Annotated in this window: 23 protein-coding genes and 1 tRNA gene; 19 read left to right on the top strand and 5 right to left on the bottom strand. The window is 29.2% G+C overall.

Annotated features, from left to right (window positions below):
* The first annotated feature begins 77 nt into the window (after positions 1 to 77).
* From whiA to rpmB, 5 genes are all read left to right on the top strand, one after another.
* Positions 78 to 1,004 (top strand): DNA-binding protein WhiA, encoded by a 927-nt coding sequence (gene whiA / locus IGS63_RS02915; protein WP_190615534.1) that lies wholly within the window; start codon positions 78 to 80, stop codon positions 1,002 to 1,004.
* Complete coding sequence (nrdR, locus tag IGS63_RS02910) at positions 1,001 to 1,450, top strand: transcriptional regulator NrdR (protein WP_190615533.1); 450 nt, start codon at positions 1,001 to 1,003, stop codon at positions 1,448 to 1,450. The genes whiA and nrdR overlap by 4 nt, the downstream gene beginning before the upstream one ends.
* A 14-nt stretch (positions 1,451 to 1,464) precedes the next feature.
* Positions 1,465 to 1,938: a transcription elongation factor GreA gene (gene greA / locus IGS63_RS02905; protein WP_190615532.1), complete on the top strand. Its 474-nt coding sequence runs from the start codon at positions 1,465 to 1,467 to the stop codon at positions 1,936 to 1,938.
* Positions 1,939 to 1,955: 17 nt separating this feature from the next.
* Positions 1,956 to 3,467 (top strand): lysine--tRNA ligase, encoded by a 1,512-nt coding sequence (lysS, locus tag IGS63_RS02900; protein WP_190615531.1) that lies wholly within the window; start codon positions 1,956 to 1,958, stop codon positions 3,465 to 3,467.
* 120 nt (positions 3,468 to 3,587) lie between these two features.
* Positions 3,588 to 3,782, top strand: a complete 195-nt coding sequence (gene rpmB, locus IGS63_RS02895; protein WP_190615530.1) for a 50S ribosomal protein L28 — start codon at positions 3,588 to 3,590, stop codon at positions 3,780 to 3,782.
* Between the two features lie 177 nt (positions 3,783 to 3,959).
* On the opposite strand, the gene IGS63_RS02890 is transcribed toward rpmB, so the two are convergent.
* The 3 genes from IGS63_RS02890 to IGS63_RS02880 form a co-directional block, all read right to left on the bottom strand.
* Positions 3,960 to 4,037, bottom strand: a tRNA-Ile gene (locus IGS63_RS02890).
* Positions 4,038 to 4,165: 128 nt separating this feature from the next.
* On the bottom strand, positions 4,166 to 4,459 hold the full coding sequence (locus IGS63_RS02885) for a hypothetical protein (RefSeq protein ID WP_190615529.1): 294 nt from the start codon (positions 4,457 to 4,459) through the stop codon (positions 4,166 to 4,168).
* A 55-nt stretch (positions 4,460 to 4,514) separates the two neighbouring features.
* Entirely contained in the window at positions 4,515 to 4,829 is a 315-nt protein-coding gene (locus IGS63_RS02880; RefSeq protein ID WP_190615528.1) for a YbjQ family protein, read from the bottom strand.
* A gap of 505 nt (positions 4,830 to 5,334) precedes the next feature.
* Here IGS63_RS02880 and IGS63_RS02875 point away from each other — a divergent pair.
* The 13 genes from IGS63_RS02875 to IGS63_RS02815 all read left to right on the top strand — a co-directional run bounded on the left by IGS63_RS02875 (position 5,335) and on the right by IGS63_RS02815 (position 17,312).
* Positions 5,335 to 5,988: a CoA transferase subunit A gene (locus IGS63_RS02875; RefSeq protein ID WP_190615527.1), complete on the top strand. Its 654-nt coding sequence runs from the start codon at positions 5,335 to 5,337 to the stop codon at positions 5,986 to 5,988.
* Positions 5,988 to 6,638, top strand: coding sequence for a 3-oxoacid CoA-transferase subunit B (locus IGS63_RS02870; RefSeq protein ID WP_190615526.1), 651 nt, complete (start codon positions 5,988 to 5,990; stop codon positions 6,636 to 6,638). Before IGS63_RS02875 ends, IGS63_RS02870 begins: the two co-directional genes overlap by 1 nt.
* A 3-nt stretch (positions 6,639 to 6,641) precedes the next feature.
* Positions 6,642 to 7,025 (top strand): 3-aminobutyryl-CoA ammonia lyase, encoded by a 384-nt coding sequence (gene kal / locus IGS63_RS02865; protein ID WP_190615525.1) that lies wholly within the window; start codon positions 6,642 to 6,644, stop codon positions 7,023 to 7,025.
* Between the two features lie 4 nt (positions 7,026 to 7,029).
* Positions 7,030 to 7,848 (top strand): 3-keto-5-aminohexanoate cleavage enzyme, encoded by an 819-nt coding sequence (gene kce, locus IGS63_RS02860; RefSeq protein ID WP_190615524.1) that lies wholly within the window; start codon positions 7,030 to 7,032, stop codon positions 7,846 to 7,848.
* A gap of 2 nt (positions 7,849 to 7,850) precedes the next feature.
* Positions 7,851 to 8,885: an L-erythro-3,5-diaminohexanoate dehydrogenase gene (kdd, locus tag IGS63_RS02855; protein WP_190615523.1), complete on the top strand. Its 1,035-nt coding sequence runs from the start codon at positions 7,851 to 7,853 to the stop codon at positions 8,883 to 8,885.
* A gap of 12 nt (positions 8,886 to 8,897) precedes the next feature.
* The gene (gene kamA, locus IGS63_RS02850) at positions 8,898 to 10,154 is read left to right on the top strand and encodes a lysine 2,3-aminomutase (protein WP_190615522.1); all 1,257 of its coding nucleotides are present in this window, start codon (positions 8,898 to 8,900) and stop codon (positions 10,152 to 10,154) included.
* A gap of 2 nt (positions 10,155 to 10,156) precedes the next feature.
* Positions 10,157 to 10,567 (top strand): MaoC family dehydratase, encoded by a 411-nt coding sequence (locus IGS63_RS02845; protein ID WP_190615521.1) that lies wholly within the window; start codon positions 10,157 to 10,159, stop codon positions 10,565 to 10,567.
* Between the two features lie 3 nt (positions 10,568 to 10,570).
* Complete coding sequence (gene kamB / locus IGS63_RS02840; protein WP_190615520.1) at positions 10,571 to 11,569, top strand: lysine 5,6-aminomutase reactivase subunit KamB; 999 nt, start codon at positions 10,571 to 10,573, stop codon at positions 11,567 to 11,569.
* Complete coding sequence (kamC, locus tag IGS63_RS02835; RefSeq protein WP_232521280.1) at positions 11,566 to 12,939, top strand: lysine 5,6-aminomutase reactivase ATPase KamC; 1,374 nt, start codon at positions 11,566 to 11,568, stop codon at positions 12,937 to 12,939. The genes kamB and kamC overlap by 4 nt, the downstream gene beginning before the upstream one ends.
* Positions 12,929 to 14,488 carry a lysine 5,6-aminomutase subunit alpha gene (kamD, locus tag IGS63_RS02830; RefSeq protein ID WP_190615519.1) on the top strand — a complete coding sequence of 520 codons (1,560 nt, stop codon included), beginning with the start codon at positions 12,929 to 12,931 and terminating at the stop codon, positions 14,486 to 14,488. Before kamC ends, kamD begins: the two co-directional genes overlap by 11 nt.
* Positions 14,485 to 15,285 (top strand): lysine 5,6-aminomutase subunit beta, encoded by an 801-nt coding sequence (gene kamE, locus IGS63_RS02825; RefSeq protein ID WP_190615518.1) that lies wholly within the window; start codon positions 14,485 to 14,487, stop codon positions 15,283 to 15,285. Before kamD ends, kamE begins: the two co-directional genes overlap by 4 nt.
* Complete coding sequence (locus IGS63_RS02820; RefSeq protein WP_190615517.1) at positions 15,282 to 16,010, top strand: beta-ketoacyl-ACP reductase; 729 nt, start codon at positions 15,282 to 15,284, stop codon at positions 16,008 to 16,010. The genes kamE and IGS63_RS02820 overlap by 4 nt, the downstream gene beginning before the upstream one ends.
* A 99-nt stretch (positions 16,011 to 16,109) precedes the next feature.
* Positions 16,110 to 17,312, top strand: a complete 1,203-nt coding sequence (locus IGS63_RS02815) for an acetyl-CoA C-acetyltransferase (RefSeq protein WP_190615516.1) — start codon at positions 16,110 to 16,112, stop codon at positions 17,310 to 17,312.
* 30 nt (positions 17,313 to 17,342) lie between these two features.
* On the opposite strand, the gene IGS63_RS02810 is transcribed toward IGS63_RS02815, so the two are convergent.
* Positions 17,343 to 17,987 carry an MgtC/SapB family protein gene (locus tag IGS63_RS02810; RefSeq protein ID WP_190615515.1) on the bottom strand — a complete coding sequence of 215 codons (645 nt, stop codon included), beginning with the start codon at positions 17,985 to 17,987 and terminating at the stop codon, positions 17,343 to 17,345.
* An 8-nt stretch (positions 17,988 to 17,995) separates the two neighbouring features.
* A complete protein-coding gene (polA, locus tag IGS63_RS02805) occupies positions 17,996 to 20,662 on the bottom strand; it encodes a DNA polymerase I (protein WP_190615514.1) in 2,667 nt (888 codons plus the stop codon).
* 101 nt (positions 20,663 to 20,763) lie between these two features.
* Here polA and IGS63_RS02800 point away from each other — a divergent pair, with 101 nt between their 5' ends.
* Positions 20,764 to 22,299 carry an ATP-binding protein gene (locus IGS63_RS02800; RefSeq protein ID WP_190615513.1) on the top strand — a complete coding sequence of 512 codons (1,536 nt, stop codon included), beginning with the start codon at positions 20,764 to 20,766 and terminating at the stop codon, positions 22,297 to 22,299.
* The last annotated feature ends 497 nt before the right edge of the window (positions 22,300 to 22,796 follow it).

Genomic DNA, 22,796 nt, shown 5'->3' with positions numbered 1-22,796 from the left:
ACATTTTGTTGAATTAATGTTTTAAAAATATAATTGTAGTGTTAATATAATTTTGATAGTATTAAGGAGAAAATAAAGTGCCTACATTTTCTGAAGAAGTAAAAATGTCGATAGTTAATACAGAATTTTTATATCCTGAAATAGAATTATATGGAGCAATCAAAGGAAAAGGCGATTTTGTAATAGATGGGAATAAAAAATATTTAAAAATTACTGTTAGCTCTCTTTCTTCTATGAAGAGAGTATATAAATTGTGTAAAAAATTATTTGGAGAATGGATAACAGCATATGTTAGAATTGAAAGAAGATTAAGAATAGGTAGAACAGGAGAAATTCTTTTAGATTTAAAGTATGCAGAAAAAATAATATTTAACATAGGAATAGATATATTTGAAGATAAAGTACCTAGTATTTTAAAAGAAGATCCAATAAAACTTGGAGTTTTTTTAAAGGGAATGTTCCTTACTACTGGATCTGTTTCTTTAAAATCATCATACCATTTAGAATTTTTCTTAGATATATCAGAAAAGTATGCGAATGATTTAATAAAAACATTTAAAGAACTTCTTGGAGTAAAATCAAATTATATAATAAAAAGTAATAAAATAAAATTGTATATAAAAGCAAGTAGAGACATTGTATCTATATTAGAAATAATGGGAGCAAATGAATCCGTTGAAAAATTAATGGATATAGTTAAAGTAAGAGAACTAAAAGGAAATGTTACAAGAACAATAAACTTTATAACAGCAAATGCTTTAAAAACAGCTGAAAGTTCTTCAAAGCAAATAAAAGAGATAGAATATATAATAAGAAATAAAGGTTTAGAAAGTTTAAATGAAGAATTAAAAAAAATAGCTGAATATAGAATGAATAATTCAGATGAAAGTTTGAGTGAAATGGCAGAAAATTTAGGATATAAAAAATCCACGCTTTACAGTAAATTAAAAAAAATATCAAAAATTTCACAAGAATTAAAAAATAATGGGGGGAATAAACAATGAAATGCCCATTTTGTGGACACGAAGAAACAAAGGTTTTAGATTCAAGACCAGGTGCAAATGGGAATTCTGTTAGACGTAGAAGAGAATGTTTAAAATGTGAAGCAAGATTTACAACATATGAAAGATATGAAGATAATAAATTAAGGTTAATAAAAAAAGATGGAAAGAGAGAATTGTTTGATAGAAATAAAGTTATGAATGGAATAATAAGAGCGTGTGAAAAAAGGCCTGTATCTTCAGAACAAATAGAAGATATAGTTGAGAGAATAGAAGATAAGTTGAAAAAAACAGGTAAAAGTGAAATATCTTCCACAAAAATAGGAGATATGGTAGTTGAAGAGTTAAAAAAAATAGATCAAGTTTCTTATGTAAGATTTGCATCTGTTTATAAGGAATTTAGAGATATAGATAGTTTTCTTGAAATAGTAAAAGACTTAAAGAAATAAAAGGAGGCTTTTTTATGGCTGAAACATATAAATTAACTAAAGAAGGGTATGAAAAATTAAAAGCAGAAAAAGATGAATTAAAAAATAGATTAATGGGTGAAATTGCAGAAAAAATAAAAAGTGCAAGAGAACTCGGAGATCTTTCAGAAAATTCAGAATATGAAGAAGCAAAAAATGAACAGGGGAAAATAGATTCTAGAATAAAAGAAATAGAATATATTTTGGATAATTCAGAAATTTTAGAAGATGAAGAAGGAAACAATACAGAAGTAAAATTAGGAAAAATAGTCAAAATTCATGATTATGGACTAAAAATTGATAAAGAATTTAGACTGGTAACACCACAAGAAGCAGATATAAAAAAAGATAAAATAAGTACAGAATCTATTATAGGAAAAAATATTTTAGGTAAAAAAATAAATGATACAGTTGTAATAAAAACCTTAAATGGAAAGAATAAAAAAATAAAAATATTAAATATACATTAAAGTTTCGGAGGTGTAAAGTGGGAAACGAAATAAGAAATCAAAGAATTAAAATGATAGAAGAATTGAGAAACAATGGATTTAATCCTTATCCATACAGTTTTAATAAAGAAATGGATGTTGAAAAAATAAAATTAAAATTTGAAGATAAAATAAATCCGGGTGATTTATTAGAAAATGAAGTTTTTTCATTTGCAGGAAGAATTATGACAATTAGAACTCACGGTAAATCAGCATTTATACATTTAAAAGACGATACAGGAAGACTACAAGTTTACATAAGAAAAGATAAAATAGGAGAAGAAAAATATGATTTTTTTAAGAAATTTATAAGTGCCGGAGATTGGTTAGGCGTAAAAGGATTTCCTTTTAAAACAAAAACTGGAGAACTTACAATACTTGCTCTTGAAATAGAGTTATTATCTAAGACAATAAGACCAATGCCTGAAAAATGGCATGGATTAAAAGATAAAGAAATAAGATACAGACAAAGATATGTTGATATGATTTCAAATGATGAAGTCATAAAAACATTTAGAACAAGATCATTAGTTGTTAGATATATGAGAGAATATTTAAATGAACGAGGATTTTTTGAAGTAGAAACACCAATTCTTCAAAATATTATGGGTGGAGCAAATGCAAGACCATTTATAACTCATATAAATGCATTTGATACAGATATGTATCTTAGAATAGCAACTGAATTACATTTAAAAAGATTAGTTGTTGGAGGAATGGAGAAAGTATATGAAATAGGAAGAATTTTTAGAAATGAAGGTGTAGATTACAAACACAATCCTGAATTTACAACAATTGAGCTTTATCAAGCTTATGCTGATTACAATGATATAATGGAATTAACTGAAAATGTATTAGCTTATATTGCAAAAAAAATTCATGGTACAACAAAAGTAATGTATGATGGAAAAGAAATAGATTTTACACCACCATTTAAAAGAATAAAAATGCGTGAATTTATTAAAGAACATTTAGGTGTAGATATTTTAGAAGACAGTATAGAAACATTAGATGCATTCTTAAAAGAAAAAGGAATAGAAGTTGAAATAAAAGAAAAGGGTAAGTATATAGATGAATTATGGGATTTAGTGGAAGATAAAATAGTACAACCAACATTTATTATAGATCATCCAATAGAAATATCACCACTTGCAAAAAAACATAGAGAAGATCCAAGATTAACAGAAAGATTTGAATTAATAGTTAACGGAACAGAACTTGCAAATGCATTTTCAGAATTAAATGATGCAATTGATCAACTTGAAAGATTTAAAAAACAAGAAGAATTAAAAGATCTTGGTGATGATGAAGCTCAAGTAGTTGACTATGATTTTGTTAGAGCTTTGGAATATGGCTTACCACCAACTGGTGGGCTTGGAATAGGAATAGATAGATTTGCAATGTTTATGACTAATACAACTACAATAAAAGATATAATACCATTTCCACTTGTAAAAAATGTAAAATTTGAAGATGAAGAAGCATATCTTGATGAAGAACATAATGGTTAATAAATAAAAACATAATGTTAAAAAATAGATAACTAAGGATTCTGTATTGTATAATATATAAGTGGCAATCAAAAAACAAAAAATAAAAGAATATTATAAAAATTGAGAGGAGGAACAAAAATGTCTAAAAAATGTGATATATGTGGAAAAGGACCTGTTGCAAATGGTCAAAGATCCGGACACTCTCTCGTTTCAACAAGAAGATGGTGGAAACCAAATATTCAGAGAGTAAGAGCTGTAATGAGTGATGGTTCAGTTAAAAGAGTACATGTATGTACAGATTGCTTAAGAGCAGGAAAAATAAAAAGAGCATAATAAAAAAAGATTGGATAAAATCCAATCTTTTTTTATTATGTAAAAGATATAATATTAATTTATTCATTTTTTCCACTGTTTGCTTTTAATTTCAAATATTTTTGTAATATTCACATATTATGTGAGTAATTTGATAAAATTTATAACAAAAAAGCGTTGGAATAAATCCAACGCTATTGGTGCGCTCGGGTGGGCTCGAACCACCGACCGCCCGGTTATGAGCCGGAAGCTCTGACCAAACTGAGCTACGAGCGCAATTACGAGACTATTATAACACGCCAGTTGAAGTTTGTCAATAGTTTTTTTGTATTAATACAAAAAAATAATATAAAGTTTATATTTTTGAAAAAAAGAAAGGTCTTAAAAAACATTTCTTCAATAATTTAGTGTGGGAATAATATTTCTGCAGAAACCCAAAATAAAATAAATGCACCTATTCCAGTTGATATAAAAACTAATATAGATCTTTCTTTGTTTTTTAAAATACTAATAATACCTGTGAAAAATGAAAAAATTCCAGATGCTGCTGCTAAAAGAAATGGAATAGTTAGTTTGAGATTACTAAAAAAGGTTTGACCACCTCTTTCACCGAGTTTTATGAATAAGAGGAATATACTAAAAAAAGCAAAAAACAAAATAATAGAATAAATAGATAATTTAGAAAGTTTTTCTTTCATATTTATCACCTCCTCATATTATCACAAAAAAATTAAATATAAAAAAATTAAAAATTTAATCAACAAACTTTACTGCTGTTCCATAAACTATAACTTCTGCAGCACTAGCCATTATAGCACTTGTTGCATATCTTATATTTATAATTGCATCAGCATTTAATTCTTCTGCTTCTTCAACCATTCTTTTAGTAGCTATGGCACGTGCTTCATTCATCATTTCTACATAAGCAGTTATTTCTCCACCAACAAGAGTTTTTAATCCGCTCATTATATCTTTTCCAACATTTTTTGAACGTATAGTTGATCCTTTTACTATTGAAATAGTTTCAAGTTTTTTTCCACTTATAAAATCAGTATTTACTAAGATCATCTTTTTCCTCCTTTTTTATTTCTTTTATTCTGTTAAACATTGTAATAATTAATGAAATTATAAAAAAAACTAATAATCCTATTACAACAAAGAAAATAGCATTTGTAAAAAAATTCCCTTTAATGCTTAAAATTGAGGTTATTATTCCAAATCCATAGATAATAAATAAAATTAAAAATATAATTGTTATAATTATTGTGGTTATAATACCTTTGATTTTAATCACCTCCATATTAAGTATAAAAAAGATAAAAATATTCTTATATCATTATAATTATACAACTTTAAGTATATTTTTCAAAATATACTAATATAATAAAATTTTTAAATGATTTATTGTAAATATCATTATATATATTTTTTGTTAAAAAAATCACTATATTTATAAAAATGCATAAAATGAAGATTATTTTAGATAATAAGTTATAAACAGTATGAAGTTTTTAAATTTATATTTTGCAGATATGTAACTTTTATGATATAATTTTCATGGGAGGTGATATATTTGAAGGTTATTAATGCCAAAGAAGCCATTGAAAAAGTAAATAATGGTGATAGTGTAATGATTGGTGGTTTTTTGGGTGTAGGAGCTCCAGAAACTCTTGTTGATGAGCTTATAGCACAAAAAAAATCTGATCTTGAGATCATTGGTAATGATACAGCATTTGTAGACAAAGGAATAGGAAAGGTTGTAGTCAACAAATTAGCAAGAAAAGTTGTAGTTTCTCACATAGGAACAAATAAAGAAACGCAAAGACAGATGATAGAGAATGAACTTGAAGTAAAGTTAGTTCCACAAGGAACCCTTGCAGAACAAGTGAGAGCTGGTGGAGTTGGACTTGGTGGAATATTAACTCCAACTGGAGTTGGAACAGAAGTAGAAAAAGGAAAACAGGTAGTTGAATTGAATGGAAAAAAATACATATTAGAAGAAGCCATTCATGCAAAAGTTGCTTTAATAAAAGCTAAAAAAGCTGATTATTTGGGAAATCTTCAATTTTCTTTAACTGCAAGAAACTTTAATCCTTTGATGGCAATGGCTGCTGATATAGTAATAGCAGAAGTTGAAGAAATTGTACCAACAGGTTGTATTCCTCCAGATAGTGTACACATTCCAAGTGTGGTTGTGGATTATATAGTAGTTGGGGGTGCTAAATAATGGATACTAAAATAAAGATTGCAAAGAGGGTTGCAAAAGAATTAAAAGATGGAAACTTGGTAAATCTTGGAATAGGTCTCCCAACACTCGTATCAAACTATATACCACAAGGAGTACATGTGTTCTTTCAATCTGAAAATGGAATAGTTGGTATGGGACCAGTTCCAAAAGAAGGGATGGAAAATGGAGACTTAACAAATGCTGGTGCTGGTTACGTAACTGCCCTTCCTGGAGCAATGGCTTTTGATAGCGCATTTTCATTTTCATTAATAAGAGGAGGACACTTAGATGTAACCGTTCTTGGAGGTCTTCAAGTAGATGAAGAAGGTCACCTTGCAAATTGGATGGTTCCTGGAAAGATGATACCTGGAATGGGCGGAGCTATGGATCTTGTAACTGGTGCAAAAAAAGTTATTGTTGCTATGACTCATACAGCAAAAGGAAGAGCAAAAATAGTAAAAAAATGTACACTTCCTTTAACTTCAATTAGAAAAGTAGATTTAATAGTAACTGAAATGTGCGTTATTGAACCTACTGAAAAAGGTCTTTTATTAAAAGAAATATCAGAAGGATTTACAGTCGAAGATATAAAAAATGCAACTGAAGCAAAATTAATTATTCCAGAAGATTTGAAAGTTATGGAGGTTTAAAACATGGAAAAAGTTATGATAAGAGTTAGAATGAGTTCTCATGATGCACACTATGGAGGTAACTTGGTTGATGGAGCAAAAATGTTACAACTCTTTGGTGATGTTGCAACAGAACTTTTAATAAGAAATGATGGAGATGAAGGATTATTTAAAGCATATGATATGGTTGAATTTATGGCGCCAGTTTATGCAGGTGATTTTATAGAAGCAACTGGTGAAATAATTAAAACAGGTAATACATCAAGAAAAATGATTTTTGAAGCAAGAAAAGTGATTGTTCCAAGACCAGACATTTCTGAATCGGCAGCCGATGTTCTTGAAGAACCAGTTGTAGTTTGTAGAGCAAGTGGAACATGTGTTGTACCAAAAGATTCACAAAGGAAGTGAAATAATGGAAAAATTAATAATAACGGCAGCAGTTACTGGTGCTGAAGTAACAAGAGAGCAACAACCAAACTTACCATTAACTCCAGATGAAATAGCAGAAGAAGCATTGAAGTGTTATGAAGTAGGTGCTTCAATAATACATGTTCATGCAAGAGATAAAGAAGGCAATCCAACACAATCTTATGATGTTTATAAAGAAATAAAGGAAAAAGTTGAAAAAAAATGTAATGTTATTTTTCAACCATCGACAGGTGGTGCAGTTTGGCATAAGTTTGAAGAAAGAATGCAACCATTAAAGTTAAATCCAGAAATGGCAACATTGTCTGCTGGAACAACAAATTTTGGAGAAGACATATTTGTGAACAGTTCTGAATACATAGAAAAGTTTGCAAAAGAGATGTATGAAAGAAAAATAAAACCAGAAATAGAAGTCTTTGAAAGAGGACACATAAACAACGCTTTAAGATTATTAAAAAAAGAAATTTTAAGAACACCAATACATTTTGACTTTGTTATGGGAGTTCCAGGAGCTATTCCAGGAGAAATAGATGATTTATTGTACTTAGTAAATCATATTCCACATGGTAGTACTTGGACTGTTGCAGGAATAGGAAGGTATGAACTTTCACTAGCTGTTCATGCAATACTCATGGGAGGTCATGTAAGAGTAGGTTTTGAAGATAATATTTATTATAAAAAAGGAGAATTAGCTACTTCAAACGCCCAACTAGTTCAAAGAATTGCAAATATTTCAAGAGAACTAGGAAGAGAAGTAGCAACGCCAGAAGAAGCCAGAAAAATATTAGGAATTGGAGGTAAGTAAATATGGAAAAAGGATGCCCATTCGGAACACACAGAGTTATTGAGCCTGTTGGAATGCTCCCACAAGCTGCAAAGAAAATTGACAACACCATGCAAATAAGATCCAATGAACTACTCATTGATGTTCAAACTTTGAATATCGATTCAGCAAGTTTTACACAAATAAAAAAAGCTTGCGAAAAAGACATATCTAAAATGGAAAAAATGATTTTAGATATAGTAAATGAAAGAGGAAAGATGCAAAATCCAGTTACGGGATCTGGAGGAATGCTCATAGGAACTATAAAAGAAATAGGCCCTGATTTTCCAGATAAAAGCTTAAAAATTGGAGATAAAATAGCTACATTAGTTTCATTATCTCTTACTCCACTAAAAATTGAAAAAATAAAAAAAGTGAATATCAACAATGATCAAGTTGATATTGATGGACAAGCTATTTTATTTGAAAGTGGTTTGTATGCTGTTTTACCAAATGACATACCAGAAAAATTAGCTTTAGCAGCTCTCGATGTTGCAGGAGCACCTGCTCAAGTTGCAAAACTTGTAAAACCTGGTAATACTGTTTGTATAATAGGCGGAGGTGGAAAATCCGGAGTATTGTGTTCTTATGAAGCAATGAAACAAGCTGGAAAAGATGGAAAGGTAATAGTTGTTGAATATTCAGAAGAAAATGCAAAGAGAATAAAAGATATGAATCTTGCACATCATGTAATAGTTGCTGATGCAACAAAACCAGTTGAAGTGTATGAAAAGGTTAAAGAAGTTACTGATGGTGAATTTTGTGATATAACAATAAACAATGTTAATATAGAATCGACTGAAATGTCCTCAATTTTAATTACAAAAGATGAAGGTATTGTTTACTTCTTTTCAATGGCAACATCATTCACAAAAGCGGCTTTAGGTGCTGAAGGCGTTGGAAAGGATATAACTATGATGGTTGGAAATGGTTATACAAAAGGACATGCTGACTTGACCCTTCAGATAATAAGAGAATCTGAAGATATAAGAAATCTTTTTGAAAAATTATACGTATAAGGGGGATATAATATGAGATCATATAAAGAAATACCTTTATGGAAAGATGTAACTGATGAACAATGGAATGATTGGAAATGGCAAATTCAAAATAGAATAACAACAGTAGAACAATTGAAACAAGTAATAAACTTAACTGAAGAAGAAGAAAAAGGTGTACACAATGCACTTAAAACATTGAGAATGGCAATAACTCCTTATTATGCTTCTTTAATGGATCCAGATAATCCAAAGTGTCCTATAAGAAGACAAGCTGTTCCAAGTGCAAAAGAAATAATAAAAGGAGAATGGGATATGCTCGATCCACTTCATGAAGATGAAGATTCACCAGCTCCTTGTATTACTCACAGATATCCAGATAGAGTATTGTTTTTAATAACAGATATGTGTTCTATGTACTGTAGACATTGTACAAGAAGAAGATTTGCTGGTCAAACAGATGCATCAAAGAAGATGGAAGAAATAAATCAAGCAATTGATTATATAAGAAGAACACCACAAGTAAGAGATGTATTGCTCTCTGGTGGAGATGCATTGATGGTAGGAATACCTATGCTTGAATACATATTAAAAGAATTAAGAAAGATAGATCACGTTGAAGTTATAAGAATAGGTACAAGAACTCCTGTTGTATTCCCACAAGTTATAACTGATGAACTAGTTGATATGTTGAAAAAATATCATCCATTGTGGTTAAATACACACTTTAATCATCCAAAAGAAATAACTCCAGAATCAACAGAAGCTTGTAGAAAATTAGCAGATGCAGGAATACCTTTAGGTAACCAAAGCGTTCTTTTGAGAGGTATAAATGATAGTGAATTTATAATGATGGAACTTGTTCACAGACTTGTTGAAATTAGAGTAAGACCATACTACATTTATCAATGTGATCTTTCACAAGGTATAGAACACTTTAGAACATCTGTAAGTAAAGGAATTGGAATAATAGAAGCACTCATGGGACATACTTCAGGTTTTTGTATTCCAAGTTTTGTTGTTGATGCCCCAGGTGGTGGAGGAAAGACGAGAGTTATGCCACAATACTTAATATCTCAAACAGATAAAACAGTTATTTTAAGAAACTACGAAGGAGTTATAACGACTTATCATGAACCAGAAGATACAACAACAGATGTAGATGATTCAGAATATAGAAAAAAATATCAAATTCATGGTGTTGCTGGATTATTCCACAATCACGAACATATAAGTTTGGAACCAGCAAATCTTGAAAGACATAAAAGATCTCATCATGAGAAGGTGTAATTATGAAGTATGAAGATATAAAATTAAATGATATATATGAAATAGAAAAGACAATAACATCAAATATGGTAGAAACCTTTGCCGAGATAACTGGGGATAAAAACCCAGTTCATCTTGACGAAGAGTTTGCTAAAAACAGTATATTTAAAGCAAGAATTGCTCATGGTATATTAGTTGTTGGACAAATATCAGCTGTTCTTGGAATGGAATTTCCTGGACCAGGAACTATATACTTAAAGCAAGATACTAAATTTTTAAAACCTGTATATATAGGTGAAAAAATAAAAATATCTGTTGAAGTAAAAGAAAAATATGATGAAAAATCAAGAATTCTATTATCTACAAAAGTTTTCAATGAAAAAGGAAAACTTGCAGTTGATGGAGAAGCATTAGTTCTTTTTAAAGGAGAATAAACTTTGCCTTTTATAGAAGAAATAAAAAAATTAAAAAGTTTATCGGTTGTAGGACTTCAAAAAAATACTGGAAAAACGGAAACTTTGAACTATATAATAAAGAGATTAAAAAATGAAAATATAGGAATGACTTCTATTGGAATAGACGGTGAAAGTACAGATCAAGTGACTCAAACACCAAAACCAGAAATAAAAATATACAAAAATATGATATTTGCAACTGCTGAAAAATTTTATAAAGCCAAAAAATTTACTTCAGAAATCTTAGATGTGAGTGCTAAAACGACATCAATAGGAAGAGTTGTGATTGCACGAGCTCTTGAAGAAGGAAAGGTATTGTTGGCAGGTCCACAAGATACTGTGTGGATAAAACAGACAATAGATAAGATAAATGGTTTTGGAACAACCTTAACACTGGTTGATGGTGCAATATCGAGATTGAGTCCATCTTCACCTGCTATAACTGAAGGAATGGTTCTTGCCACTGGAGCTGCTCTAACAATAAATATGAAAGAACTTGTAAAAAAAACTAAGCACACGATAAACTTAATAAATATTGAAGAGTTCGGTATGACTCATCTTAAAAGCTTAAAGAATGGTGTGTATATGATAAATGAAAGTAAAGAAATAAAAAAACTTTCAATAAAATCAATATTGAACTTTGAAAAATTAGAAGAAGATTTTTTTTCTTATGGAAATACAATATATACAACGGGCTCAATTACAGACAAGTTCTTAAAATATTTATCAAAACAAAAAAATATAAAAAAAATAACAGTTGTAGTAAAAGACTTTACAAAAATTTTTGTAACTCCAGAAGTTTTATCTATATTTAAAAAACGTGGTGGAACCTTAAAGGTATTAAAAAAAACCAAGTTAATTGCTGTTACAGTAAATCCAACATCACCAAATGGATACACTTTAAATTCATTAGAATTAAAAAATAACATACAAGAATTGACTACTGTTCCAGTAATAAATGTAAGGGAAGAAACAGTATGAAAAATAAAAAGATAATAGGTTTAGAGTACATATTTAATACATTAGAGTTGATAACTCCAATAGGTTATAAAAAATTAAAAAAATTAGAGTTTTTGACTGATGAAAAAGAAATAAAAAAAGAAATAAACGCAACTAAAGAAGTTTTTGAATTTTACATGAAAAATAAAAAAAAAGTATCTGAAATTTGTCATTCTTTAATGAAAGTTAGAGATATAACAACAACTATAAAGAGATTAAAGAATGAATATATATTAGATGATGTAGAATTATTTGAAATAAAAACTTTTTCAATAATTTCAGAAGAATTAAGAGAACTAATAAAAAATGAAATAAGTATCATATCTTTGGATTCTTTAAATGAAGTCGTTGAAATTCTTGATCCTGAAGGTTATAAGATACCATCATTTTATATTTGTGATGAATATTCAGAAGAATTAAAAAATCTTAGAAAAAAGAAAAGTAAGGCTTCAGAGGAAGAAAAAGAAAAACTTTACGAAATAGAAGTTGAGCTCGAAGATGAAATTAGAGAAAAGCTAACAAAACAGCTAATAAAATATTCTAAAAACTTAGAAAGTTGTATAAATAAAATAGCTTATTTAGATCTTTTAATTGCAAAAGCAAAACAAATAGAAAAATTAGATCTTTGTGAACCAGAGATATCAGAAGAAACAGAATATAAAAGTTTTTTTAATCCAGAAATAAAAGATATTTTAGAGAAAAAAGGGAAAAGATATCAAAAAATAAATGTAAATGTAAAAACAGGAGTAAATATAATTACTGGTGCAAATATGTCTGGAAAAACAGTTATTTTAAAAACATTAGCACTTTGTCAGTATATGTTTCAAATGGGATTTTTTATTCCAGCAGAAAGTGCAAAGATAAGACCAGTAAAAAAAGTATTTTTACAAACTGGAGATTATCAATCTTCTTTATCTGGATTATCTTCGTATGCATCAGAAATGATTCAATTGAATGAAGCTTTAACGTATTCAAAAAAAGAAAAATCATGCTTAATATTATTAGATGAACTAGCAAGAAGTACAAATCCTCATGAAGGAAAAGCAATAGTTAAAGCAGTAATAAGATACTTAAATAGCAATGATTCGCTTACTTACATAGCAACTCATTACAATGTTACTAAAAATGAAAATGTAAGAAAGTTGAGAGTTAAAGGATTAATAAAAGAAAAATTAAATGAATCAATAGATCATAAAAGAATAGATGAATACATAGACTATGCATTAATAGAAGATGAAGAAGATAAAATTCCAGAAGAAGCTTTAACAATAGCAAAACTATTGAATATAGATAATGAATTGATAGATATTGCAGAAAAAATACTAAAAAAGGAGGGTTTAGATGAAGAGTAAACTCGGACTCGACCTTAATAAAATAGAATACGCAAGAAAACTTTCAAAAGAAATAGCACTTGATGTTCAAAACTTTGTAGAAAAGCATACTACAGTAGCAGTAGAAAGGACAATATGTAGATTATTAGAAATAGATGGTGTTAACAATGAAGATGTACCATTACCAAACGTTGTTGTGGATCAATTAAAAGAAAATGGAGTTTTATCTGAAGGTGTGTTATTTTTTATGGGAAACGCTATGATAGAAATGGGATTAACTCCACAAGAAATAGCAGAAAAAATAGCAAATGAAGAATTAGATATAACAAAATTGAAGATGAATCCAATTGAAAAGATAAAAGAAACAATAGAACCAAATATAAATGCAACTGTTGAAAAACTTAGAAAAAACAGAGAAAAAAGAAATGAATATTTGAGTACAATAGGTGAAGGGTCAAAACCTTATTTATACGTAATAGTTGCTACAGGAAATATATATGAAGATGTTGTTCAAGCACAAGCTGCAGCAAGGCAAGGAGCAGATATAGTTGCAGTTATAAGAACAACAGGACAAAGTCTTTTAGATTATGTTCCATATGGACCAACAACAGAAGGTTTTGGAGGAACAATGGCAACACAAGCAAATTTTAAAATAATGAGAGAAGCACTCGACGAAGTTGGAGAAGAAGTTGGTAGATACATAAGACTTTGTAATTATTGTTCTGGATTGTGTATGCCAGAAATAGCAGCTATGGGTGCATTTGAAAGACTTGATGTAATGCTCAATGATGCTCTTTATGGAATATTGTTTAGAGATATAAACATGAAGAGAACTCTTGTTGATCAGTTTTTTTCAAGAGTAATAAATGGATTTGCAGGAGTAATAATAAACACGGGAGAAGATAATTACTTAACAACAGCAGATGCTGTTGAAGAAGCTCATACAGTTCTTGCATCAGATTTTATAAATGAACAACTTGCATTGATGGCAGGAATACCTGAAGAACAAATGGGATTGGGACATGCATTTGAAATGAATCCAGAATTAACAAATGGATTTTTATATGAATTAGCTCAAGCACAAATGTTGAGAGAAATCTTTCCAAAGGCTCCATTGAAATATATGCCACCAACAAAGTTCATGACAGGAAATATATTTAGAGGTCATGTACAAGATGCACTATTCAATGAAGTATCAATATGGACTGGACAAGGAATACAACTTCTTGGTATGTTGACAGAAGCTTTACATACACCATTTATGTCTGATAGATATTTATCTATTGAAAATGCAAAGTATATATTCAATAATATGAAAGATTTAGGAAGTGAAGTTGAATTTAAAAAAGATGGAATAATTCAACAAAGAGCACAAAAGGTTTTAAATGATGCTACAGAATTGCTTGAAAAAATGGTAGAAGATGGTCTATTTAAATCACTTGAAAAAGGGACCTTTGCAGCTATAAAAAGACCTATTGATGGTGGAAAAGGTTTAAATGGAGTTGTGGAAAAAGGTAACAATTATTTTAATCCATTTATAAAAAAGATGTTAGAAGGTGAAAGACCATGAGCGGTGGATTATATTCTATGAGTAGTAAAGACTTTGATAAAACATTGAATTTAAAAGCTATAAAACCATATGGAGATACAATGAATGATGGTAAGACACAATTGAGTTTTACGCTTCCAGTACCCTATGGAGATGAAGCATCAGAAGCAGCAAAGCAATTAATGAAAAAAATGGGGTTTGAAAATCCACAAGTTGTGTATTCTAAAGAATTGACTAAAGGTTTTACATACTTTGTATGTTATGGAAGCTGTACTCATACAGTAGACTATACAACAATTCATGTACCAAAAGTAGAATCTACAACTTGGAGTATGAAAGAAACAGACGAATATATAAAAGAACATATAGGAAGAAAAATAGTTATAATAGGTGCAAGTACAGGAACAGATGCACATACTGTTGGAATAGATGCAATAATGAATATGAAGGGTTTTGCGGGTCATTATGGACTTGAAAGATATAAAATGTTCGAAACATTAAATATGGGAAGTCAAGTTTTAAATGAAGACTTTGTAGCAAAGGCAATAGAAATGAATGCAGATGTATTATTAGTTTCTCAAACAGTAACACAAAAAGATATACATATAAAAAATTTAACTGAACTTGTAGAAATTTTAGAAGCAGAAGGAATAAGAGATAAGGTAATATTAATTGCAGGTGGACCAAGAATTTCTCATGAATTGGTAAAAGAACTTGGATATGATGCTGGATTTGGACCAAATTCTTATGCTGATGATGTTGCATCTTATGTTGCACAAGAAATGGTTAGAAGAATAGAAGGGGGAAATGAAAAATGAGAATGGAAGATAAAATTTGTGTCGTAACAGGTGGAGCAAGAGGAATTGGTGAAGGTATAGTAAGAAAGTTTGCGCAAGAAGGTGCAAAAATGGTTTTTGCTTGTGATATGAATATAAATGAAGAATTAAATAAGGTAGAAAATATAAGAAGTGTAAAATTAGATGTTACGGATAGAGATGCAATAAAAGAATTTGTAGATAAAGTTGTAGAAGAATTTGAAAAAATAGATGTTTTAGTAAACAATGCAGGAATAACAAAAGATGCATTAATTCAAAGAATGAGTGAAGAAGCATGGGATGCAGTTATAAATGTTAATTTAAAAGGTGTATTCAACATGACTCAATTCATAGCTCCTATAATGATAAAAAAAGGAAAAGGCAGTATAATATCTACTTCATCAATAGTTGGTGTATTTGGAAATATAGGGCAAACGAACTATGCAGCAACAAAAGGTGGAGTAATATCAATGACAAAGACATGGGCAAAGGAATTTTCAAGAAAAGGTGCTCAAGTAAGGTCAAATGCAATTGCTCCAGGTTTTATAAAAACACCTATGACAGAAGCTATGCCTGAAAAAATATTAAATTCAATAGCTGAAAAAGTACCTCTTAAAAGGATGGGAGAAGTTGAAGATATAGCAAATGCTGCGCTTTTCCTTGCAAGCGATGAATCGTCGTATGTAAATGGTCAAATTCTTGGTGTAGATGGAGGACTTGTAATATAATAAACTTCCGGGATTTTCTCGGAAGTATTTTGGATAGTTTGTGATATTGAGATTGATTTCACTTGAATAAAAAGAAAATATTCAAAGGAGGAAAAAACAATGAGAAAAATATATATAGTAGAAGCAAAAAGAACAGCAGTAGGAAGTTTTGGAGGAGCATTAAAAGACTTAACAGCATCGGAGTTAGGAGCAATAGCAATAAAAGAAGTGATAAAAGATGTTGATCCAAAAAATATAAATCAAGTAGTAGTAGGAAATGTATTACAAGCAGGACAAGGGATGGGACCAGCAAGACAAGCATCGATAAAAGCAGGTATACCAGTAGAAGTGCCAGCATACACAATAAACATGATATGTGGAAGTGGAATGAAGGCAATAATGCTTGCAGCAAATGAAATAAAATTAGGAGCAGACTTGGTAGTAGCGGCAGGAATGGAAAGCATGTCAAATGCACCATACAACTTACCTTCAAAATCAAGATTTGGAAGTAAGTTTGGAGATATGAAAGTAACGGATCATATGATACGAGAAGGACTTTGGGATGTATTCAACGACTATCATATGGGAGTAACAGCAGAAAACTTAGTAGAAAAGTATGGAATAACAAGAGAAGAAATGGATGAACTATCAGCAATGAGTCAAAATAGAGCAGAAGAAGCAATAAAAGCAGGGAAGTTTAAAGATGAAATAATACCAGTAGAAATAAAAACAAGAAAAGGAACAGTAACAGTAGATACAGATGAATATCCAAGATTTGGAACAACAGTAGAAAAACTAGCAAAATTGAGACCAGCATTCAAAAAAGATGGAACAGTAACAGCAGGGAACTCATCAGGAATAAATGATGGGGCAAGTGCAATGCTATTAGCATCAGAAGAAGCAGTAAAAAAATATAACTTAAAACCAATAGCAGAAATAGTGGCATACGATCAAGGAGGAGTAGATCCAGCATACATGGGAATGGGACCAGTTGCAGCAATAAGTAATCTCTTTGAAAAATATACAGAATATGAATTAAAAGATATGGAATTATTAGAATTAAATGAAGCCTTTGCAGCACAATCATTGGCAAATATAAAGGCACTTACAGAAAAGTATAACTTAACAAAAGAATGGTTTACTGAAAGAACAAATGTAAATGGAGGAGCAATAGCAATAGGGCATCCAATAGGAGCATCAGGAAACAGAATAACAGTAACATTGATACATGAAATGAAAAAGAGAAATTTAAATATAGGATTGGCATCATTGTGTATTGGTGGAGGTATGGGAACTGCTATTGTTATTAAAAATGTTAAATAATTAAAAAGGTGAGATTAATATCTCACCTTTTTAATTATTATCCAATATACCTAAACTTTCAATTGAATCTAAAAGTAAAAGTTTTTTTTGTATATCAGAGATATTTTTTTCATCAATGTTTTTAAAAGTAAAGTATAAACGTCCTTCATCTTTTTGAGAGAGATCGGCATTTACTAAATTAAAATTTGTTTCTGATATTTTTTCTAAAATTTTTTTATGAGATTTGTTTTCTTTTAAAACAATTTCAATTGTAACTTCGTCAGTCAAATGTTTTGAAATTTTATTAAAAGAAAGAACTATTAAAGTTATAATTAAGGCTACACTGCCAATAAAATAAGAACCACTACCAAAGGTAATACCAATTGAAGCTGATACCCATAAAGTTGCAGCTGTGGTCAGTCCTTTTACCTTATTTCCATTTTTTAATATAGTACCGGCTCCAAGAAATCCTATACCTGAAACTACTTGTGCAGCTATTCTTCCAGGATCACCAGCTTTAGTTAAAGGGTCATAAAAAATATCCATAGAAAGTATAGTTAAGATTGCTGATCCTAGAGCTAGAAGAGCGTGTGTTCTGATTCCAGCAGGTCTATTTATTTTTTCTCTATTGTAACCAATTGCACTACCAGCAAAAGATGCTGTTATTATTCTAATTATTATATCTATATAATTCATAAAATCACCTACTTCATCCAATAATCTCCATATTTCATATCAATTTCAAGCGGTACATCAAGTTTAAAGGCATTTTCCATACAATCTTTTAGTATTGGTTTTACTTCTTCAAGTTTACTTTTAGGTAGTTCAATTACAATTTCATCATGTACTTGTAGTATCATTTTTGCATAACTTGGTAAATTTTTATACAGTTTTATCATTGCAAGTTTCATTATATCTGCTGCTGTACCTTGTATTGGTGAATTTATAGCCATTCTTTCTATTTCATTTTTATTTGCTCTAATATTTTTTATAAATCTTTTTCTTCCCATTAATGTTTCAACATAACCATTATTTTTAGCAAATTCAAGAATACTCTTTTGATAACTTCCAACACCTTTATATAATTCAAAATATTTGTTTATAAATGTTTGAGCTTGAGCAACCCCTATTCCAACCCTTTGAGCAAGGCCATATCCAGAAACACCATAAACAATAGAAAAGTTAACAGTTTTTCCAACTCTTCTTGCATGTGAATCTACTTCTTCTTCTGAAATTCCAAAGATTTTTGAAGCAGTTATTGTATGAATATCTTTTCCATGTTTGTAAGCATTTATTAGTGTTTCGTCTTTTGAAATATGAGCTAAAACTCTGAGTTCTATTTGAGAATAATCTGCACTCAAAAGTATTCCATCTTCACTTTGAGGTTTTACAGCTTTTCTTATTCTTCCGCCTTCTTCTTCTCTTATTGGTAAGTTTTGTAGGTTTGGATCGCTACTTGAAAGTCTACCAGTAGAAGTACCAGTTTGATTAAAAGATGTGTGTACTCTTCCAGTTTTTTCATTGACCATCTTTGGAATTGCAATTACATAAGTTGATAATAATTTTTGATACTTTCTATTTTCTAATATTTTTTCTATTATTGGATGTTGACCTTTTAAATATTCAAGTGATTCTGCATCGGTCGAATAAGATCCAGTTTTAGTTTTCTTTTTTCCTTTCAATCCAATTTTTTTATATAAAAGTTCTCCAACTTGTTTAGGAGAGTTTGGATTGAAAGGATAACCAGCAAGATTTTCCATATCAATCATCAACTGATTTACTTTTTTAGAAAATTCTCCTTCAAGTTGCTTCAAATACTTTGTGTCAAAGTATACTCCATTTGTTTCCATTTCAGCAAGAACAGGTATTAATGGTAATTCAACTTCATTCAAAATTCTATCTAATTTTGAAGCATTAACTTTAGGGTATATTACCTTATAAAGTCTGTGAGTAATATCTGCATCTTCACTAGCATAGTCTTTTACTGATTCTATATTTACGTCCTTTAATGTTTTTGAAAATAAAGTTCCACTCATAACTTCTTTGTACTTTGTAGTTTTATAGTTTAAATACTTTTCAGCAAGATCATCCATATTGAATCTTCTACTATCTGGGCTTATTAAAAATGCCCCAATCATGGTATCAAAATAGATATTTTCAATATTTATATCATAGTTTTTTAAAACAGAAATATCATACTTTATATTTTGCCCTATTATATCTTTTTTTATTATTAAATTTGATAGTTCAGTTAGAATTTCTTTTTTCTTTTCTTCAGTTTCATTTGAAAGGTCTAAATAATATCCAACAAATGGTTCAGGTGAAAGAGCAACTCCTAAAACTTTTGCTTTGTTTGGTATTAAAGAAGTTGTTTCTAAATCAAAAGATATTTTAGAAGATTTTTCTATTTTTTTATATAGGTCTTTTACATTTTCAGAAGCAAAAAGTTCATATTCAACCTTTTTTGAATAATCATTTTCTTGAGACTCAATTTTTTCTTCATTTTCAAATCCAAGTTCTTTGATTATTCTTTTAAATTCAAGTTCTTTTAAATAATCCTGAAATTTATCGGTAAAGCCTGTATAAATTAAATCTTTTTTTTCATAGTTTAAAGGAGCATCGTATTGAAGTCTAACCAATCTTTTACTCAAATAAGCCATATCTTTTCCAGCTATTAATTTAGTCTTAATAGCACCCTTTAACTCTTCTATATGTTCATAAATATCTTCTATATCATTATAAACATTCAATAACTTTTGTGCTGTTTTTATACCTATTCCTTTAACTCCAGGTATATTATCAGCAGAATCTCCCATTAAGGATAAAAGATCTATTATTTTTTTTGGTGGAACTCCCATTTTTTCTTTAACTCTATTTTCTTCATACATGACAATATCTGTTATTCCTTTTTCTGGTCTTAAGATAAAGATATTTTCTTTTATTAATTGCATCATATCTTTATCAGAAGTTACTATATAAATATTGTCATATAAATCTTTATATTTAACAGCTGCTGTTGCAATAATATCATCAGCTTCATAACCATCAGCAGAAGTAACATTTATCCCCATATATTCAACCATATTTAAAATATATGGGATTTGTTCTATAAATTCATCAGGAGCTTTTGGTCTATTGGCTTTGTAAGATTCTAAGAGTTCATTTCTATAAGTTTTTGTCTTTTTATCCATTACAAATAAAATAGAATCCTCATCTTTTCTAATAAAATCATTTAAAAGTTTTAGCATCATTCTTGATGTTCCAAGTATTGCATTAGTTGTTAACCCTTTTGAATTTTTTAACCATGTATCAAGTGCAAAAAATGCTCTATATGCTATACCTGTTCCATCTATTAAATATAAGTCGCCCATATTTTTTCCTCCAATTTTATCTTTTTATCTATTATACCATAGTAGTAAACCATTAATAATTAATAGAAACTATGATATAATAAAAATTAGAGGTGATAAAGATGAAAAAACTACCAATAGGAGTACAAGACTATAAAAAAATAAAAGAAGGAAATTATACATATATAGATAAAACAAAGTATATATTAGATTTAATAAGTTCAGAAGCACCTATTTTTTTATCTCGACCAAGAAGATTTGGAAAGAGTTTAACGATATCAACACTGTACTATCTATTTAAAGGAGAAAAAGACTTATTTAAAGGAACATACATATACGACAAATGGGAGTTCAAAGAGTATCCAGTAATAAGGATAAACCTTTTAGATGTAGCAACAGATAATGTGGAAAGAATGAAAGAAAGTCTAACAAAGATAATAAAATTAGAAGGAAATAGGAATGGAATAGAAATAACAGAAACAGACTATAAGTTTGCATTCAATGAACTAATAATAAAACTATCCCAAAAAGAAAGAGTAGTAATATTAGTAGATGAATATGAAAAACCAATATTAGACAATATAAACAACAAAGAAAAAGCAGAAAAGTATAGAGAAATATTGAGAGACTTTTATGTGAGCATAAAATCAAAAGATGAATACATAAAGTTTGTATTCATGACAGGAATAACAAAGTTCACAAAAACAGGAGTATTTTCTGCATTGAACAACTTAAACGATATATCATTGGATAAAGCATATGCGCAGATGTTGGGATATACACAAGAAGAGTTAGAAAGTAACTTTAAAGAGCACATAAAAGAAACAGCAATTGAAATGAATATGGAAGAGAAAGAATTATTAAAAAACTTAAAGATGTACTACAATGGATTTTCATTTGATGGAGAGAATTCTGTATACAATCCATTTTCAATACTACAATTTTTTAAAAAAAGAGAATTTGAAAACTATTGGTTTGAAAGTGGATCACCATCATTCTTGTATGAATACATAAAAGGGAAGAAGATAAGATACGAAGACTTAGTGAAGTATCCGGTGAGCAAACTCGATTTTTCAACCCGAGAAATAGAAGAAGCAAATGCAAGCATATTCTTTACACAAGCAGGATACTTAACCTTTAAAGGAAAAGAAAAATATGGAATGGAATATGAATATCTATTAGACTATCCAAACATAGAAGTAAAGAACAGCTTTTCAAAGATGATATTAGAAGCAAATTATGAACTTGAAAGAGGAAAAATAAAAGAAATAAACAAAACGATATGGAAAGCAATAAAAGAAAAAGACATAGAAGGAATAATAAAAGAAATAAAAAGAATAATAAGTGCAATACCATACAACTTGCACAAAAAAGAAGAAAGTTACTATCATTCATTGATATACACAATACTAGCATCAGCAGGACTAAACGTAACAGCAGAAGAATTAACGAACTTAGGAAGAAGCGATATAGTAATAGAAGAAGACGACATATACATAATGGAAATAAAGATAGATAAGAGTGCAGAAAAAGCCTTAAATCAAATAAAAGAAATGAAGTACTATGAAAAGTACAAAGGGAAAGAAGTGTACATAATAGGAATAAACATAAACTCAGAAAAAAGAAACATAGACGAATACAAAATAGAAAAGATATAATCCCAGCGGATGCTGGGATTATTTTTTTTTAAAAACACATAACTTTTAAAAATATTATCCATAAAAAGCATGAAAGTAATGATGAAAAAGAGTTAAAAATCAAAGTAAAAAACACTCAAATTTCTAAAGTTGATATTGTGTGTATTTTGCAACCCAATAATACTCCAAATTACAATTGAAAAATAGTCTTCAAAAATAAAATACTGAATAAAATCACGTTTAATCGGTAGCCTGTAAAATTTTGTGTAAATGCCTCTTCTTAGAAGGTAAGTATTAATAAAAATGATTATTATTTATAAAATATTTGAGTCTGTAAAGATTAGTGTGTATTAGATATATCTGGTAGCATATAAATATTGGAAAACAACGACAAAAATCTTAAAAAAATGTAGTTATTAGAAAATGAAAAAAATGTTCCTGAATAGTATGAATTAAATAAGGCAAAATTGGTAAAACCAACCTTTTACAGTAAAAAACTGCAATGACTGAAAGGGCGA

This window comes from Tepiditoga spiralis (genome assembly GCF_014701195.1).
In the GTDB taxonomy this organism is placed as follows: domain Bacteria; phylum Thermotogota; class Thermotogae; order Petrotogales; family Petrotogaceae; genus Tepiditoga; species Tepiditoga spiralis.
The sequence above is the reverse complement of the archived record's forward strand: the minus strand, read 5'-3'. Positions and strand labels throughout refer to the sequence as shown.